The sequence below is a fragment of the Nakamurella lactea DSM 19367 genome (genome assembly GCF_000426645.1).
GTDB classification, from domain to species: Bacteria; Actinomycetota; Actinomycetes; order Mycobacteriales; family Nakamurellaceae; genus Nakamurella; species Nakamurella lactea.
On sequence record NZ_AUFT01000007.1, the window covers coordinates 245868 to 262984 of the forward strand.

At 68.4% G+C, this 17117-nt stretch carries 18 protein-coding genes; 6 read left to right on the forward strand and 12 right to left on the reverse strand.

What is annotated here, in order from left to right; all coding sequences use genetic code 11:
- Position 1: 1 nt before the first annotated feature.
- From K340_RS0109035 to K340_RS0109060, 6 genes are all read right to left on the reverse strand, one after another.
- Positions 2–997: an LLM class flavin-dependent oxidoreductase gene (locus K340_RS0109035; RefSeq protein ID WP_029136488.1), complete on the reverse strand. Its 996-nt coding sequence runs from the start codon at positions 995–997 to the stop codon at positions 2–4.
- 47 nt (positions 998–1044) lie between these two features.
- The gene (locus K340_RS0109040; protein WP_029136489.1) at positions 1045–2163 is read right to left on the reverse strand and encodes an autoinducer 2 ABC transporter substrate-binding protein; all 1119 of its coding nucleotides are present in this window, start codon (positions 2161–2163) and stop codon (positions 1045–1047) included.
- 99 nt (positions 2164–2262) lie between these two features.
- Positions 2263–3330: an ABC transporter permease gene (locus tag K340_RS0109045; RefSeq protein ID WP_154674149.1), complete on the reverse strand. Its 1068-nt coding sequence runs from the start codon at positions 3328–3330 to the stop codon at positions 2263–2265.
- Positions 3327–4379, reverse strand: coding sequence for an ABC transporter permease (locus tag K340_RS0109050; RefSeq protein WP_029136491.1), 1053 nt, complete (start codon positions 4377–4379; stop codon positions 3327–3329). The genes K340_RS0109045 and K340_RS0109050 overlap by 4 nt, the downstream gene beginning before the upstream one ends.
- Positions 4376–5911: a sugar ABC transporter ATP-binding protein gene (locus tag K340_RS0109055; RefSeq protein ID WP_029136492.1), complete on the reverse strand. Its 1536-nt coding sequence runs from the start codon at positions 5909–5911 to the stop codon at positions 4376–4378. Before K340_RS0109055 ends, K340_RS0109050 begins: the two co-directional genes overlap by 4 nt.
- A gap of 67 nt (positions 5912–5978) precedes the next feature.
- Positions 5979–6608 carry an SIS domain-containing protein gene (locus tag K340_RS0109060; protein ID WP_037363776.1) on the reverse strand — a complete coding sequence of 210 codons (630 nt, stop codon included), beginning with the start codon at positions 6606–6608 and terminating at the stop codon, positions 5979–5981.
- Positions 6609–6857: 249 nt separating this feature from the next.
- Between K340_RS0109060 and K340_RS0109065 the strand changes: the two genes are divergently transcribed.
- Positions 6858–7823: a sugar-binding transcriptional regulator gene (locus K340_RS0109065; RefSeq protein ID WP_029136494.1), complete on the forward strand. Its 966-nt coding sequence runs from the start codon at positions 6858–6860 to the stop codon at positions 7821–7823.
- Here the strand turns inward: K340_RS0109065 and K340_RS28590 are convergent.
- The 4 genes from K340_RS28590 to K340_RS28595 all read right to left on the reverse strand — a co-directional run bounded on the left by K340_RS28590 (position 7744) and on the right by K340_RS28595 (position 10799).
- Entirely contained in the window at positions 7744–8613 is an 870-nt protein-coding gene (locus tag K340_RS28590) for a class I SAM-dependent methyltransferase (RefSeq protein WP_154674150.1), read from the reverse strand. The two genes, K340_RS0109065 and K340_RS28590, sit on opposite strands and share 80 nt — an antisense overlap.
- Positions 8614–8687: 74 nt before the next feature.
- Positions 8688–9356, reverse strand: a complete 669-nt coding sequence (locus K340_RS0109075; protein ID WP_029136495.1) for a hypothetical protein — start codon at positions 9354–9356, stop codon at positions 8688–8690.
- Positions 9353–9853, reverse strand: coding sequence for a sigma-70 family RNA polymerase sigma factor (locus K340_RS0109080; protein WP_029136496.1), 501 nt, complete (start codon positions 9851–9853; stop codon positions 9353–9355). The genes K340_RS0109075 and K340_RS0109080 overlap by 4 nt, the downstream gene beginning before the upstream one ends.
- Positions 9854–9923: 70 nt before the next feature.
- Positions 9924–10799, reverse strand: coding sequence for a helix-turn-helix transcriptional regulator (locus K340_RS28595; RefSeq protein ID WP_051265700.1), 876 nt, complete (start codon positions 10797–10799; stop codon positions 9924–9926).
- Between the two features lie 159 nt (positions 10800–10958).
- Here K340_RS28595 and K340_RS0109090 point away from each other — a divergent pair, with 159 nt between their 5' ends.
- Positions 10959–12398 (forward strand): MFS transporter, encoded by a 1440-nt coding sequence (locus tag K340_RS0109090; protein WP_084614200.1) that lies wholly within the window; start codon positions 10959–10961, stop codon positions 12396–12398.
- Between the two features lie 109 nt (positions 12399–12507).
- Here the strand turns inward: K340_RS0109090 and K340_RS37280 are convergent, their stop codons facing one another.
- Positions 12508–13884, reverse strand: coding sequence for a vWA domain-containing protein (locus K340_RS37280; protein WP_029136498.1), 1377 nt, complete (start codon positions 13882–13884; stop codon positions 12508–12510).
- Positions 13885–13948: 64 nt separating this feature from the next.
- On the opposite strand from K340_RS37280, the gene K340_RS36975 reads away from it, so the two are divergent.
- From K340_RS36975 to K340_RS0109115, 3 genes are all read left to right on the forward strand, one after another.
- Positions 13949–14476: a ribonuclease H family protein gene (locus tag K340_RS36975; protein WP_029136499.1), complete on the forward strand. Its 528-nt coding sequence runs from the start codon at positions 13949–13951 to the stop codon at positions 14474–14476.
- 111 nt (positions 14477–14587) lie between these two features.
- On the forward strand, positions 14588–14950 hold the full coding sequence (locus K340_RS28600; RefSeq protein WP_037363579.1) for a MerR family transcriptional regulator: 363 nt from the start codon (positions 14588–14590) through the stop codon (positions 14948–14950).
- 101 nt (positions 14951–15051) lie between these two features.
- Positions 15052–15399 carry a thioredoxin family protein gene (locus tag K340_RS0109115; RefSeq protein WP_029136500.1) on the forward strand — a complete coding sequence of 116 codons (348 nt, stop codon included), beginning with the start codon at positions 15052–15054 and terminating at the stop codon, positions 15397–15399.
- An 8-nt stretch (positions 15400–15407) separates the two neighbouring features.
- Here the strand turns inward: K340_RS0109115 and K340_RS34060 are convergent, their stop codons facing one another.
- On the reverse strand, positions 15408–16355 hold the full coding sequence (locus K340_RS34060) for a GGDEF domain-containing protein (protein ID WP_051265567.1): 948 nt from the start codon (positions 16353–16355) through the stop codon (positions 15408–15410).
- Positions 16356–16557: 202 nt separating this feature from the next.
- On the opposite strand from K340_RS34060, the gene K340_RS0109125 reads away from it, so the two are divergent.
- Complete coding sequence (locus K340_RS0109125; protein WP_029136501.1) at positions 16558–17034, forward strand: VOC family protein; 477 nt, start codon at positions 16558–16560, stop codon at positions 17032–17034.
- The last annotated feature ends 83 nt before the right edge of the window (positions 17035–17117 follow it).

Sequence of the window (17117 nt, forward strand, 5' to 3'; positions counted from 1 at the left end):
GTCACGACTTCGCGATGGCCGGCATGACCACTTGCGCAACGTGCTCGATCACGTCGAGATCGTCGCCGGGGGCCAGCATCAGCATCGTGTGATCGATCCCGACTGCCGCGTACTGCCGCAGCCGATCGATCAGGTCGTCGGTGGTGCCCACCGTCCAGGATTCCCGGTTCGTCTCCCGCCACCCGTCGACGTCGTCCAGGCCGAGGAACTCGCCGGCCTGACGCAGCCGGCTGTCGACCGCGGCAGGGCTCTCCGCGACGACGGCACCGACCAGGATGGAGCGACCGATCTCGCCCGGATCGCGCCCGATCGCGGCACATGCCTTGTCCACGTTGCGGTTCAACCGTCCGGTCTCCTCGGGCGAGAGCCAGTCGACGTTGTACTCGTCGGCGTAGCGCGCCGCGATCCTCGGTGTCCGGCGCGGGCCGTGCCCGCCGAGGATCATCCGCGGGTGCGGGCGCTGTACCGATGCCGGCGCGATGGTCAGGTCATCGACCCGATAGTGCGCACCTTCGAACCCACCGCCGGCCGCGGCACCCTCGACCCGGTCGGCGTCCGCCCCGAACGGGGCGACGCCCCAGAGCGAAAGGAGAACCTGCAGGTACTCCTCCATCTCGTCGAACCGCTGCTTGATCTCGTTGAACGGCAGTCCGAGCCGAAGATGTTCCGGCGCATACCAACCGGTGCCGACGGACAGGTCGACCCGACCGTCGCTCATCTCGTCGACCGTGTTGAGGATCTTGGCGTACAGCGAGGGGTGGCGGAATCCGATCGGCGTCACCAACGTGCCCAGCCGGATGGTGCTGGTCTCCCTGGCCAGCCCGGCCAGCGTGCTCCACGCCTCGGTAGCGGCCCGCTCGAAGTGATCGGCGGTGGAGGTCAGATGATCCGACCGGTACATCCCGTGATATCCACAACTCTCGGCCGTCAGCGTAGCGTCACGCAGCGTCCGGTAGCTCATCCCCTCTTGGGGGTCGAGGAACAGTGAGAGCTTCATGTGAGTGCCTTCCTGTGGCTGATGAACCGTGGTCTATCCGCGGGCGATCAGAAGTCGAAGTCGTCGATGTTGTCCGGCGTGAAGACGAGGGGCTTCTTGTAGACGATCTCGCCATCCTTGCCAACCGTGAACTTCCCGGCGCTGCCGGCCTCGAAGGTGGCGCCTTCCTCACCGGTCAGATCGCCGGTGATCAGGTGATGAGCAGCGTAGACGGCGATGTAGCCGAGCTCCTGCGGATCCCACATCATGCTGGCCTTCATGCTGCCGTCCTTCATGAACTCCTTGACCGAGTTCGGCAGCGTCTGGCCGGTCGCGTACACCTTGCCCTTGCGTCCACTGGCCACAATCGCCCTCGCGGCGGCCGGCACGCTGACCGAGGACGGCGAAATGATGAACTTCAGATCGGGGTGCGCCTGCATCAGGTTGACCGCGACGTTGTAGCTGGTGGCGTCGTCGTCGTTGGCGTACTGGACGTCGTCGATCGCGGTGAGCTTGGCGTATTTCGGGTCGTTCTCGATGTGCTCGCGCATGTACTTGATGATCGCGGTGTGATTCGGCGCGGTCGGCGACGCGGCCACGAAGGCGACCTTGCCACCGTCCGGGTCGTTCAGCAGCGCGCAGTCCAGCTCGGTGGTGGCGATCAGTTCGTAGCCGACCGGGTTGCAGAACACGTCGCGCGCGTCGACCGCCGCGTCACCCTCGAACGACACCACCTTGATGCCCTGCTGGCGCGCCTTCTTCAGCACCGGGGCAATGGCGTCACCGTCGATAGCGGCGACCAGGATGGCCGACGGTCGTTGGGTCAGGAAGTTCTGCAGGGTCTCGGTCTGCAGGCTGGAGTCCGGGTGGTCCGCGCCGGCGTAGGTGAAGGAGTCGGCGAGTTCCTTGGCCGCCTTCTCGCCACCGATGCGGGCCTGTTCGAAGTACGGAAATCCCGTCCACTTGGGCGTTTCCAACAGGGTGAAGCCGGAGGTGGGCGCGCTGCCGGACCCCGCGGCGCCGCTGGATCCGGCGGCAGCGGCGCCGGCCGAGCCGGCGCCGTCCTTGCTGGAGACGCCGCAGGCGGCAAGGCCGAGCCCGGCGACGCCGCCGAGCGCGACCGCGCCGAACCGACGGCGGCTGAACTGGTTGGTGGGAACTGCGTCGGACGGAGTGCGAGGGGACATGGGATCGGTCCTTTCGGGACTGTGGGGGAAGACCCGATCACCGGACCGGATCGGGGAAGTGCGGGCGGTGCTGGGCCTGGTGGCTCGACAACTTCGAGGTCAGGGCCGCGCCGGCTCGGCCGCGGGGTCCTTCGACAGCGAGCCGGCGGGGTCGGTGTCGGACCTGCGGCGCCCTGGATCGCCGCTGCCGGACACCTGCGGTGTGCCCTGACCACCGCCGAATCGCTGACGGGCCATGGCGTACAACCGTGGACCGGCGACACTGACCACCAGCAGGGTGCCGAGGATCAGTGTCTGGGTGGGACCGGCCACATTGGCCAGGCCGAGGCCGTTGGACAGGGTGCCGAGCAGGAACAGCGACAGCACCACCCCGAGCACGGTGCCCTTGCCCCCGTTGATGCTCACTCCGCCGAGCACCACCGCCGTCACCACGAACAGGATTCCGCCGTCGGCGTTGTCGGCTCTGGCCGAGGCGTACTGGCCGATCCAGATCAACGCGCCGAGCCCGGCCAGTGCTCCGGCGAGGGTGTAGGCGACGATCTTGCTGCGGCGGACGGGGACCCCGCCGAAGGCAGCGGCCGTAGCGCCGGCGCCGATGGCGTAGCTGAACCGCCCGAACACCGTGCTGCGCAGCGTTACCGCCGCAGTCACCGCCACCAGGCAGAACACGATCAGCGAGACCGGGACGATCCCGAGATCGCTGCCGCCGAGCCAGGTGAAGCTGTCCGGGAAGGCCGAGTAGCCCTGCTCGCCGCCGATCACGTATGCCAATCCGCTGTAGGCGCCCATGGTGCCGAGGGTCACCGCGAGCGATGGTAATCCGTAGCCGGCAACCAGAATGCCGTTGACGGCGCCCAACAGCGCGCACACCACGATGATGGCGACGAAGGTCGGGACCAACCCCCAACCGGCCGCCTGCAGCGTGGCAGCCAGGGTGGTGCCGACCGCGAGCGTCGAGGTGAGGGAGATGTCGATCTCGCCCTGGATCACCACCATCATCAGCCCGAGGGCCATCAACCCCGGGATGATGAAGAACCTGGTCGAGCCGAGGATCTGGTCGAGATAGAAGTAGTAGGGCGACAGCGTTGCCGACCAGGCCATCGCGGCGACGATGAGGACCACCAGCAGAGTTTCCCAGCGCACCAGGACCGACCGCATTGTCGTCATGCCGTCACCGCCACCCGGCGCCGGGTCCGGTTCATCGCGACTTCGCGGCGGCTCACCGTCGCGTCGACGGCCACCGCCAAGGCGATGGCGACGCCCTGGATCAGCAGCTGCCAATAGGCCTGGACGTGCAACAGGATCAGCCCGTTCTGAATGGTTGCCAGCACCACGGCACCGAGGGCGACCCCGATCACGCTGCCGGATCCGCCCCAGATGCTGACGCCGCCGATCACCGCCGCCGCGAGTACCTGCAGCTCCCAGCCGTCGGCCAGCACCACCGTCACCGTGCCGACCTGGGCCGCGTAGAGGAAGCCGGCCAGCCCGGCGATCGCACCGCCGGCCACATAGGCGAGCCAGACGACCCTGGTCGACGGCAGCCCGAAGAACCTGGCAGCCTCGATGTTCGAGCCGACGGCATACAGCATCCGGCCCGCGACGGTATGCCGGAGCACCAGTGCCACCACCGCCACCACCGCCGCGGCGGCCAGTACCAGATTGGGGATGCCCAGCACCGCGCCGGCGGCCAGCCGGCCGAACCAGGACGGCACCTCGTTGGAGGTGATCTGCTGGCCGTCCGCGTACACATAGGTGAGGCCGCGGTAGATCGACATGGTGCCGAGCGTCGCGACGATCGAAGGGATCTTCAGCCAGGCGACCAGCAGGCCGTTGAGCGCCCCCAACGCCGCGCCGATCAACACGGCCAGCGCGACCAACCCGACATTCAGGCCCGGCAGGCCGATCGACACGTCGGCGGTGATGTAGGCCGCGAGTCCCATCGTCGAGCCGACGGACAGATCGAGGTTGCCGGTGAGCACCACCAATGCCTCGCCGACGGCCGCGATGGTCAGAACGGCTGCAGCGAAGACGATTGCCCTGGCATTGCCACCGGTGAGGAAGTTGTCCGCACTGATCGAGAAGACCGTCCACAGCAACACCAGGAAGATCGCGACACCGAGGAAGCGAACCCGCAGCGCCATACCGATCCGTGATCTGCCGCCCGTTCCGGGCGCGGCGATGCCGACGGAGTGCCGTGGGTCGAGGCCGGCTGTCATCGTCCACCTCCGGCCAGGGCCGGGACGCCGGTCGCCGCCGCCATCACGGCTTCCTCGGAGGCGTCGGCGCGGTCGATACTGGCGCTGATCCGCCCGGCCGCCATCACCAGGATCCGGTCGGACAGTGCCAGCACCTCGTTGAGGTCTGAGGAGATCACCAGTACCGCCATGCCTTTCTCCCTGGCGAGTCGCTCGATGATGCGATGCACCTGGGTCTTGGTGACGATGTCGATGCCGTGCGTCGGCTCGTCGAGGATGAGAATCCGCGGCTCGGTTGCCAGCCACCTGGCCAGTGCGACCTTCTGCCGGTTGCCGCCGGACAGCGACGACACCAACGCGTTCAGCCCCGAGGTCTTGATATCGAGCTCGGTGAGCTGGCCGGTGGCCTGCCTGGCTTCCGCTCGCCCGGACAAGATGCCGTGGTTGCTCAGTCGGCTGCTGCTGGGCAGGGTGATGTTGCGCAGAACCGACATCGACGGGATCAACCCTTCGACATCCCTGTCCTCTGGGACGTAGGCGATGCCATGCCGGGTCAATTCACGTGGGCTGCTGATCCGCCTGGGCGTGCCATCGATCAGCAGTTGACCGCCGGTCGGTCGACGTACGCCACAGATCGCTTGGGCCACTTCGGTTCTCCCGGCGCCGACGATGCCGGCCATGCCGACGATCTCACCCGCCCGCAGCTCGAACGACACTCGCTCGAATTCGCCGGCAACGGTCAATTCCCGCAGCTCCAGTAGCGTCGCTCCCGGCTCGGCCGGTGCCGGCGCAGCGAACAGTCGCTCCATCCCACGGCCGACCATCAGAGCGACAATCGCATCGTCGTCGAGCTCGACGGTGGGTGCCGTCCGGATGTGTCGACCGTCCCGCAGCACGCTGACATGGTCGGTGAGCGCGTGGATCTCCTCCATCCGGTGGGAGATCCACAGCACCGCGGTGCCGGCGTCCCGGAGTCGGCGCACCACCTGGAACAGACGCTCCGTCTCCAAGGGGGTCAATGACGATGTCGGTTCGTCCAGGATCAACAGGCGGGTGGTGACCGCCAGCGCCCTGGCGAGCTCGACGAACTGCGCCTCGGCCAACGACAGCCCGGAGACCAGGGCGTGGGTGTCCAGCTGGACACCGAGCCGCCCGAGCAACTCGGCCGCGTCGGCGTGCATCCGCTGGCGATCGAGCACGCCGGGCATCCGCTGCGGATAGGCGCCGGCGAAGATGTTCTCGGCGACGTCCAGTTCGCCGAAGAGCTTCGGATCCTGGTACACCGCGGCGACCCCGGATGCCCTTGCCTGCCGTGGATCTCGAAAGCTGATCGGCTCGCCGTCGAGCAGCACGCTGCCCCGATTCGGGCTGAGCAGACCGGTGATGACGCCGACCAGGGTGGACTTGCCGGCGCCGTTCTCACCGACCAGGGCGTGGATACTGCCGGGATTGACGGCGAAGCTGACGTCGGTCAGCGCGGTCACCGCACCGAAGTGCTTGGTGACACCGCGAAGCTCAAGGCGCGGTACCTGCAATCCGCCGGGTGTCGTCATTGGTCCGGTACCTCCGGTCGAGCGTCATTGGTCGGGGCCGGCGAGTGACCCGCCGGGTGGTGGAAGGTCAGTCGGTCGCGGCCAGCAGTTTTCCGACAGCGCCGCCGGGGTGGCTCTGCGCGAACGAGGCCCAGGCGTTCTGCCGGGCGCCCATCGTGACCGCCGCCAGCGCATCTCCGATGGCGCAGTTGGCCAATGAACTCCCCATGGCGATCACCTGGCCGAAGTCCGCGTCGGGCTCCGTGACGGTGATCAACAGGTGGTCGGCGATGTCGGCCAGCGGCGAGTCGCTGTCCGACGTCATCGCGACAGTCGCGGCACCACGCTCGGCGGACCGCAGGACGAACTCGTTCAGTTCGTCGCTGCGGCCGCCCTTGCTGATGGCGACCAGTACGTCGTCGGGGCCGACAGCGCCCAGTCCGCCGTGCAGCCCGTCAGCAGCATTCACGTAGAGCGAGGGGGTGCCGCCGACCGAGAGCAGATGGGCGATCCGGCGCGCAGTGGCACCCGAGGTGCCCATGCCGGTGACCAGCACCTTGCCGGTGCAACGGACCAGCACATCGACGATGCCCAGGAACTGCTCGCCCAGTTGATCCACCAGGCCGGCGACCGCGGCGGCGTCGGACCGCAACACCTGTCTGGCGATCTCCAGGGCTGTCGCGTCGTCCAGGACCCGGGCTGTCGGGGCATCGGTCACATCCGCTCCTTTGAGCATGTCTGGCTGAGTACGATCGTTCGTGGCGCTCAAATGAGCATCCATGTGCTCGAATGGGAGCAACCTCGGAACCATAGATCGGCAGTCGAGCGAGCGTCAAGACCAATGAGGAATCAGATGACACTCAATGTGCTCAGACGAGCAATCCGATAGGTTGCCCGCCGGCGGCGCACTGTGTCACAGTTGCGAGCGGTCGACGCCGAGGGTGCCGGCGTACCGAGGGGAGCTGCCGTGGGTCCGGTCGAGATGGCGCAGGCCGCCGAGATCGCGCGGATGTACTACGTGGAACAGCTCTCGAAGATCGAGATCGCCCAGCGCACCGGGTTGTCGCGATTCAAGGTCGCCAGGATCCTCGCCGACGGCCTGGCGGCGGGCATCGTCAAGATCACCATCGAGCTTCCGGACAGTCTGGACGCCGACCTGGCCGGCCGGGTCGGTGCCGCCTACGGGTTGCAACACGTGCTGGTGGTCCGCGCCGAGGCCGCTACCGAGGACGATCTTCGCCGGAAGCTTGCGCGGGCGGCGGCCGACCTGCTGACAGAGATCGTCAGCCAGGATGATGTTCTGGGTGTCGGCTGGGGCCGCACCCTGACCGCCATGGCAGGATTCCTGACCGACCTGCCATCCTGCCCGGTGGTCCAGATGACCGGGGTGACGGGCCAGGACATGAACAACTCGATGGAGCTGGTCCGGCAGATCACCAGCGGATCGGGCGGCCGGGCATATCCGATCTTCGCGCCATTGTTGTTGCCGGACAGCGCGACTGCTGCCGGACTCCGCCGGCAGCCGGATCTGGCGGCGGCCACTGCGCAGTTCGGGGCGATCACCAAGGCCGTGGTTGCCATCGGTAGTTGGGATCCGCCGAACTCGCAACTTCGGATGGTGATGACTCCGCGCGAGCGTGACGAGTTGAAACAGCTGGGCGTGCAGGCGGAATTGTGCAGCGGGCTACTGGATGCAGAAGGTCGTCGGGTGGCCACCGAGATGAACGACCGCATGATCGCCGTCGATGTCCAGCAGCTGCACGACATCCCGGAGCTCATTGCGGTGGCCGGTGGCGAAACGAAGCAGCGGGCGGTATTGGCGGTGCTGCGCTCCGGACTGGTGAACTCGCTGATCACCGACGACGGTGTCGCGCAGTTCTTGTTGGATCAGCTGCCGGCTGAGCATCCGGCGCCCGGAGTCGACGGCAACTGAGCCGGTCGTCGGCGACCGCGGGACGACAGCGGGTGCCACGCCGTTCTCCACCCACTCGATCAGCGATCGACCTCTCACTGCTGACGGCAGATCCGGAGCACATTGTCGGTGTAGTGCAGGATTTCACCGTCGGGACCTGGCCGTTGTTGATCCGCCAGCAGGTGCCGGGGCTCCGCCACAGCGCCGGGTCCAGGTCCAGCGCCCGCAGCGTCTGCTCGGTGCTGGGCAGCTCGGCGTCGTGGTGTCCCGCACTTGCCGGCACAGCCGCGTGTCCGATGATCAGCAAAGTGCCGCCCGGGGCCACCGCGGCGGCCGCCGCCCGCAGGATCGGCTCGCGTTCGGCCGGCCTGTCCTGGCGGGAGTGTAGATACTGCGCGCAGACCAGATCGAAGGTTCCCGAGGGGAACGTCTGCTTGAGATCGTGTGCCTGCCAGTCGATTCGGTCGCCGACTCCGGCTTCGGCCGCGTACGCGGCCGCCCGGGCGAGTGCGACCGGCGAGACGTCGACAGCGGTGACGCGCCAGCCCTGGCCGGCCAGCCAGACCGCGTCGGCGCCCTCGCCGCAGCCGAGCTCCAGCGCGGTCCCCGGCGTCAGCCCGTCGACGTTCTCGACCAGCAGCCGGTTCGCATTCCCGCTCCAGCGGCGATCGGCCTCGAGGTAGAGCTGGTCCCAGAACTCCTGCGGTTTCAGGCTGTCCGGCTCGGCCGTGTCGTGCCCGTTCGGCGCGTGCGCGGCGGCGGACTCCGGCTGCGGTTCGGCGTGCTGATGAATGGCGTGCTGATCTGTCATGACCCGATCGTGCTGGCAGCGACGACCGGGACGCAAGGTCGCTTGCCGGAACGGCAACGGATCGACCAGGATCGTCAGCGCTGAACCCGCCCGAGGACCGCCAGATTGATCGCGGCGTCCGGTCCCTGGACACTCGGCGGTTGCTTCCCGGTGAGGTCGATCATCACGATGAACGCTCCCGACCCGCCAGCCTGGGTGAACGCGCCGACCAGTTGAAGGGCGATCACCGGATCGTCGGCGTACGTCGCCGGCCCGCCGGCCCGCAACTGCACATACAGCTCGCGGACGGTGGTCCGTACCCACTCGATCGAGCGCGGCTGCCGATCACCCAGCGCGGCCGCGCAGGCGACGCCCAGCGCCCGGATCGCGTCCGGCTCGGGCTGGGCCGAATCCAGCCGAACCGGCTCCGCCGATGCTTGGCACCGCTCGACTGCCTTCATGATCCGGTCCTGCTCCGACTCGGCCGTGGTGACCGGGGCTCCGGTCGGTTGACCTGCCGGGCGGGTGTCGACCGAGGCCGCAGTCCGGCCCGATGGCACCGTGTCCCCGGTGGAGGACACGATCGCGGTGGTGGTCGCCACCGCGGCGACCGCGGCTGCCAGCAGAAGTGGCCCGCCGAGCCTCCGCCGTGTCCGCTGCCGGCGCGCTGCTGTCGCCGCCAGCAGCTGCCGAAGCTGCGCCGGATCGGGGGCAAACCGCTCCTGCTCGGTCAGCGCCCGTTGCAGTTCGTCGGTGGTGATCATGGTCGTCGTGCCTCCGATTCGAGGAGTTCGGGTGAGACGCGGAGCCGGGCAAGCGCGCGGGACATGTTCGACCGCACGCTGCTCACCGAGCAGCCGAGCTGGTCGGCGACGGCCGCGTCGTTCAGGCCGAGGTAGTAGCGCAGCACCACCACCGAACGCTGCTGACGCGGTAGGTCGCGCAGCAGTCGATCGAGCAGATCCCGATTGCCGATCGCGGTGCTCACGTCGTCAACCGGTCGGTCCAATCGGTGGGCCTCACCGGTGGTTTCGGTGCGCCGGCGGCCGGCCTTGCGGCGATCCGCCAGGAAACGGTTGACGACGGCTTTGCGGACGTAGGCGGTCGGGTGGTCCAGCCGCGAGATGCGTTGCCACTGCGGCCCGACGGCGAGCAGCGCGTCCGCGAGTACGTCGTGGGCATCCTGCCGGTTCCCGACCAGCACGCCGGCGAACCGGGTCAGAGCGACCAGCTCCCGATCGAGGAACTCCTCGAACTCCACCCGTCACCTCGCTTTCGCCATGTCACTCATTGAATGCCGCGGGCGGCGGGAAACATTGCAAGAGCGCGCGTCAGCCCTGGGGTTCCGACTCGGCGGGGTACTGCACGCCGCCGATCTCCTTGAGTCGGGCGATCTTCGCCGCGTCGGCGTCGGTGGCCGGCAGATAGCTGATCATCCGGTACTCGGGGGAGCCGTCGACCGCGAAACTGGCGGTGGTCATGTCCAGGATGCCGACCGGCGGGCAGTTGAACCGCTTCTTCAGCGGGGCGGGCTCGGCGACCTGGTGGCCGGCCCAGAGGTCGGCGAACTCAGTGCTGACCGCCGACAGCCGGCTGATGAACTCCTCCCAGTCCGGGTCGCCGAGGTGGCGGGCGTAGTTGCCGCGGGCGATCGCGACCATGTGCGGCAGCAGCAGCGGTTCGCGCAGCGGCGTGTTGCCGCCCATCGCGGCGAACAGTTGCCACAGTGCGTTGCGTTCGATGCCGGTGGCCTTGGCCAGCCCGGGGAACAGCAGCGCATAGGTGCTGTTGCAGGCCAGCATGTCGAACTTGCCGTCGTATACGCAGGCGGCGAACGGATCGAGCGCATCGAGCACCCTGGGTAGATCGTCCGGCAACGATTGGGCTGCTCGCCCGGCCGGCACCCCGGGGACGTCGGCCAACCGGTACAGGTGCCAGCGCTCGGCCGGACCCATCTGCAGCACCCTGGCCACCGAATCCAGTACCTGCACGCTGGCGTTGATCGGCCGGCCCTGCTCGAGCCAGGTGTACCAGGTGACGCCGACTCCGGCGAGCAGCGCGACTTCTTCCCGGCGCAGGCCCGGGGTCTTGCGCCGCGGCCCGGGTTCGATCCCGGCATCGGCAGGCGTGATCCGGGATCGTCGGCTGCGCAGAAAGGTCGCCAGCTCGGTGCGCCTGATCTCACCCGCGCCTGCGTGCACGCTCATTCCGATCAGTGTTCCACCCGGGTCCGACAGTGTCCGGGTCTTTTCGGCGGCGGCCATCTCCCCAGCATGGATCCCCGCGGGATCGTGTGGGTGGTGCTGGCAATACCCGGATCAGCGGGCACTCCCGACTTCGTCGCGAGCGCACGCAGGCTCGAACTCATGACCACCATCGCCCCAGCAGGCACCACCGGCGCCGCAGCGCCAGGCACGAATCCGCCCGGAACCAAATCGACCGCCGTGCTGGCGACCTTGCTGGTCGGCCAGTTCATGGGAGTCCTCGACACCTCGATCGCCAACGTCGCCGCACCGACCATCGGCGTCGAGCTGCGCACCACGGGTGCTCAGCTGCAACTGATCGTCTCCGGCTACCTGATCAGCTACGCCGTACTGCTGATCACCGGCGCCCGATTGGGCGATCGGATCGGTCACGGCCGGATGTTCCGGTTCGGCGCCGCGTTCTTCACGCTGATGTCGCTGGCCTGCGGATTGGCACCGAACGGCCCGACCCTGATCGTCTTCCGGGTGCTGCAGGGCGCCGGCGCCGCAATGATGGCGCCGCAGGTGATGAGCCTGATCCAGCGGCTGTTCGGCGGTGGACATCGAGCGCGCGCCCTGAGTCTGTACGCCGCGGTCAACTCGTGCGGCATCGTCGTCGGCCAGGTGCTCGGCGGGGTGCTGGTGAGTGCCAACCTGTTCGGGTCGGGCTGGCGGCCGGTGTTCCTGGTGAATGTGCCGATCGGCGCTGCGTTGCTGTGGCTGGCCGCCCGCCGGCTGCCGGCGGAGTCCGGCGACCCCGCGCGTCGGATGGATCTGCCGGGCGTCGGCGCGTTGTCCGTCACGGTGGCCGCCTTGGTGATCCCGCTGGTTCTCGGTAACGAGCTCGGTTGGCCCACCTGGAGCTGGATCGTCTTGGGCGGCAGCGTGATCGCTTTCGTGGGCTTCGTGCTGATCGAACGTTCGGTGGCTGCCGCCGGTGGTGCGCCGCTGGTGTCGGCCCGGGTGCTGCGGTCGCCGGGTCTGGCCCCGGCCGCCGTCTCGATGATGATCGGGATGGCGGTCTACGCCGGCTACCTCTTCTCGATGGCGCTGCATCTGCAGTCCGGGCTCGGCCTGTCGGCTGTCCGGACCGGATTGATGTTCTCTCCCATGGCGATCGGGTTCGGCGCAGTCGGCCTGCTGTGGCGGCGACTGCCGGCCAGGTGGCATGTCGCGATCATCCCGGTCGGTCTGACGATCGCCGCCCTCGCCTACGCCGCGTTGGTCCCGCTGCTCGCGGACGGGCACACCGGGCCGTGGCTGGAACTGAACCTGCTGGTGCTGGGATCGGCGACCGGGCTTGCGTTTTCGCCGCTGTTCACCGTTGCGCTGGCCGAGGTGAAGTTGACCGACGCGGCCGAGGCGAGCGGCCTGATGACCACGGTGATGCAACTCGGTCAGGTGATAGGAGTGGCCACCATCGGCACCCTGTTCCTGTCCCGACTGGACGGCGCCGGCCCGCAGGCGTCATCGGACGCGATGGGAATCACCGGCTGGGTGCTCGGGTTCGGAACGCTGGTGGCCGCGGGGATCAGCGCCCTGTTGCTGCGCCGCCGCCGGTGACGATCCGGGACAACCCTGCTACGCCGTCGAGGTTGCAGGCGTAGCGGGGTTGTCCCGCCGGGTGGCGTAGCGGGGTTGTCCCGCCGGGTGGCGTAGCGGGGTTGTCCCGTCAGCCGACGATGCCCTGGGACCTGGCCTTGGCCAACCAATCCGGGAACTCGCTGAGCAGCAGCTGGTAGAGCTGGGCGTCGTCCAGTGCGTCGACGTCCTTCACCGGGAAGAACCCGACGTTGTCGACGACCCGGCCTTCCATGTCGTCCAACTTCTCCAGGATGCCGAACGCGCCGGCCTTGCCGATCCCGACGAACTGCCAGAAGGCAGGCAGGGCAGCGGCTTTCACGATCAGATCGGTGATCGGCTTCTTCCGGTGGAACCCGCCGTCGGTGAAGAACAGCACCAGCGTCGGCATCGGGTCGCCGACGGTGAGGGAGCCGATGATCTCGGTGAGGATCGGGATCTCGTCGTTGACCCCACCGATCCGCCGGTAGTCGATGCCGCCGTGCTTCCCGGACAGGTGCACGTACTCGGCGATCCATTCGTCCAGCTGCGCCACCTGCAGATCCGGCAGCTTGAAGAAACTCTCGGCGTACAGATAGCACTCCAACGAGCCGTCGTCGTCGAGTTGGATGGCCACCGGCACCATCCGCTCGACCACCCGATGCACCACGCCCTTCTTGTACTCGCGGCTCATCGACCCGGTCTTGTCCAGCACCAGCACCACCCTGGCCCGTAAGCCGGTCGCGTTCTTGGTGAGCAGCACCTGGTGCACGGCATTCTTGCGCAGGTCCAGTTGCTGCCGCTTGACCAGCGACAGCTTCTCCTCGCCGGGCACGGATCGGGGACCTTGCGCCGGTGCGGGGGCCGTCGGCGCGGCCGGTTCCGGCACCACGGCGGGCCCGGGGCTGACGGGAATCGCCGCCACCGGCGGCGCGGCGGGCGCGGTGGGCACCGGCGGTGTGACCGATGGAGCGGCGGCCGGCGGCTCGGGTGTGGGCTCCTCGACCTGCACGCCGTACTCCCGGGCGAGCGCTGCCAGCCCGGCGTCCCAGCCGGCGGAGACGTTGCGCAGCTTCCAGCCGTCACCGCGGCGGTAGATCTCGACCAGGATCGCGGCGCGCTCGGTGGTCAGCCCGGTGGCCGGCGCCGAGTGCTGCTGGCCCTGCGACACCGTCGCCGCGAGACCGGCGATGCCGGACAGCGAGCCGCCGACGCTGTCGTCCAGCGCCACCGACACCACCAGCGTCGTCACCGCAGCCGGCACCCCGGTCAAACAGACCCGGACGCCGCCAGGCCCGGTGAGCTCGACCGCGCCCTCGGGTGAGCGCGGCTGATTGAAGAACACCATGTCGGCGTCGCTGCGTACCTTCCCGTCAGCCCCGATCTGGAAGACCAGCAGATCCACCGATCCGGGCGCGGCGCCGGTCACCGCGACCTCAAGGTCGGACGAGCTCAGGAGGATGTTGGCGCCGCGGTCGAGTGTGCTCACCACACCAGCCTGACATGAAGCGCGGTGGCTTGGCCGGTCCGGGCGGGGTGGCAGGATCGCACCGGTGACGATCATTGCAGCCGCGGACGGCTCTGCCCTCGGAAACCCCGGACCGGCCGGCTGGGGCTGGTACATCGACGAGGACCGGTGGGCCTGCGGCGGCTGGCCACACGGCACCAACAACATGGGCGAGTTGACCGCGGTGCTCGACCTGCTTCGGCAGACCGCTCACCTGGAAGACGACCTGCTGGTCTACTGCGACAGCCTGTACGCCATCAACTCGATCACCAAGTGGATCCCGGGGTGGAAGCGCAACGGCTGGGTCAAGAAGGACCGCAAGCCGGTGCTCAACGTGGAGATCATGAAGGCGCTGGACGCGGCCATGGCCGGTCGGCGGGTCCGGTTCGAGTGGGTCAAGGGCCACGCCGGGCACCCGCTCAACGAGGAGGCCGACCGACTGGCCAACGGCGCGGCGCTGGCCTACAAGGATGGCGTGGTTCCCGATCCCGGGCCGGGCATCCCCGGGGCCTCTGCGGCGCCGGCTCCGGCTCAGCCGGCGTCCGCTCCGGCTGATGATGGCACCCTGTGGTGAGCTGACAACCTCGCTCCCCGGAGTACATCGAGCGTGCGCTGGAGCGGCTCGTCCGGTGCACTCGACGAAACATTTGCCCTGACGTCGGCGTCAACGCCTACCGTCGGATCCATGCAGATCTCCGAGTTGGCCGAGCAGGCCGGCACCACACCCAGGGCGCTGCGTTTCTACGAGCAGTCCGGCCTGCTGACGGCCGTCCGCGACCAGCGCGGGTACCGCAGCTACGACGAACGTGACCTGGCCGTCGTCCGGCAGATCCGCTCGCTGGCCGATATCGGGTTCTCGCTCGACGAGACCCGTCCGTTCGTCGAGTGCCTGCGGGCCGGTAACAGCTGCGGTGACGTCTGCAGCGGGTCGATCGAAGGCTACCGCCGTAAGCTCACCGAACTCGACGCCGCGATCGCCGAGCTGCAGGCCGCCAGGAGCAAGATCAGCGCCGCCCTGGACGCCGTCGATCAACACGCTGGTTACTGAGAACTCGTCGTCAGTCGGCCGGATCCTGACCCAGGAGGCAGAAAAAGGTCCACTGGCGACGAGTCTCCAGGATCCTCATCCGCTTCCACCGAAGGAGAACCATGACCGCTCATGCCCCGCCAACCGGCGTCAGCCTGGTCACCGCCGCCGACTTCGAGGCGCAGGTGCTGAATTCGCCGCGCCCGGTTCTGGTCGAGTTCGGCGCCGACTGGTGCCCGCCCTGCCGGGTGATCGAGCCGGTGCTGGCCGCCATCGCCGCCGACCGCGCCGACACCCTGCGGGTGGTCACTGTCGATGCCGACGACGACCCCGAGATCGCCGGCCGCTACGGCATTCTCGGTCTGCCGACGCTGATGGTCTTCACCGGGGGTATCCCGGTGATGCAGGTGACCGGCGCCCGTTCCAAGACCCGGCTGACCGCCGAGATCGACGCCGCCCTCGCCGGCTGAGGCCGAACTCAGAACAGCGAGCGTCCGCGTTTGGCGGCGATCAGGTTCGCGTCGGCCCTGGCCAGCAGAGACGGCAGGTCGTCACCCGGTCTGGACGTCGTCGTGCCAGAGGACCAATGCGCCGGATGTGCCTGCTCCAACCGCCGGACGATCGGCGTCAGTCCTGATCCGGGAGTGTCCGGCAACAGGACGAGGAATTCGTCACCGCCGAACCTGCCGAGCATGCCGTCATCCCCGATCGCCGTGCTCCAGGCGCGGGCGACGGAAGCGAGCAGGGCGTCGCCGGCCAGGTGACCGTGCTCGTCGTTCACCGATTTGAAGTGGTCGAGGTCCAGCAGCACGATGCTCAACGGACGCCTGCCATCGGAGCGCAACTCGTATTCGGCGATCCGCACCAGCCAGGTCCGGTTCAGGGCACCGGTCAGCGAGTCGGTCGACCCGGTGCGGCGGAGTCGTTGGGTCAGCTGGGAGAGCACCAGGCTCACCGCGACCGCGACGATGACGGCCGGGATGATGCCCATCAACAACGGCGATGTGCCGGAGATTCTGGCACCGACGCAGTAGCTGACGACGCTCAGTGCCACCTGCCAGCCGAGGCTGCGGCGGGTGGCGAAGTAGCCGAGGTACATGCAGGTCGCGATCATCGCCGGGGCCAGCCCGAGGACCCCGACCGCGGTGACGGCGATGGCCGCGAGGGTGGCGATCAGCAATGAGTAGAGGTTGATCAACCCGGTGAGGACAGCGGTCGGGATCCGGGCGGCCAGCACCAGCAACAGCCCGGCGGCCACCAGCCCGACACCGCCGAAGACGGCGAGCGCCTCGTACCTGGCCTGCGGGTTCTGCCGGACCAGCACCACCAACAGACACAAGGCCCCGCCCAATGCGTAGAGCAGGGACAGCAGCCGCGCCCTGGTGACCCGATGATCCTGTTGCCAGGCCCTCTCCAAGTACTGCATGACGCGTCCCCTTCGGCGTGAATGGGCTACCGCCGCCCGATCACCGGCGCCCCATCCCGGACGAAGATTACCCGCACCGGCACTGGCGGGTTCGGCCGGAAAGTTCTGAATTCAACCGATGAGTTGAGCAGTCGAGGCCGGTCTCAACCGGCGCGGACGCCTGCCGACCAGGTCGGCGTCATCGGGAAGAAGGAGCACCATCATGCCCAGCATCGTCACCAACCTGTGGTTCGACGGCCAGGCCGAGGAGGCCGCAAGGTTCTACACGGAGCTGTTCGGCGGCACGGTCGGCCGGGCGTTGCCGTACGGCCCCGACCAGCCAGGGGTCGAGGGAACGACCATGACGGTCGACTTCGAGATCCTCGGGATGAAACTGACCGGGATCAACGGCGGCCCGCAGTTCCCGTTCACCGAGGCGGTGTCGCTGGAAGTGCAGTGCGAGACGCAGCAGGAGCTCGACCGGATCTGGTTCGCGCTGGTCGACGGCGGCAAGCCCGGACCGTGCGGTTGGTGCAAGGACAGGTACGGGCTGTCGTGGCAGATCACCCCGAACCTGCTCGGCGCGCTACTGGAGGATGGGGATCCGGACGGCATCAACCGGGCGATGAAGGTGGTGCTGTCCACCGACGGGCAGCCGCTGAACTTCGCCGCGATCCGGGCGGCCTACGACCGGGAATGACGGCTGGCGATCCGCACCGACGCCAGGATCCGCCAGGCTGAGGGTCGCTCGCGACGGAGCGGCTGGGACGTCCGCCGAACAGG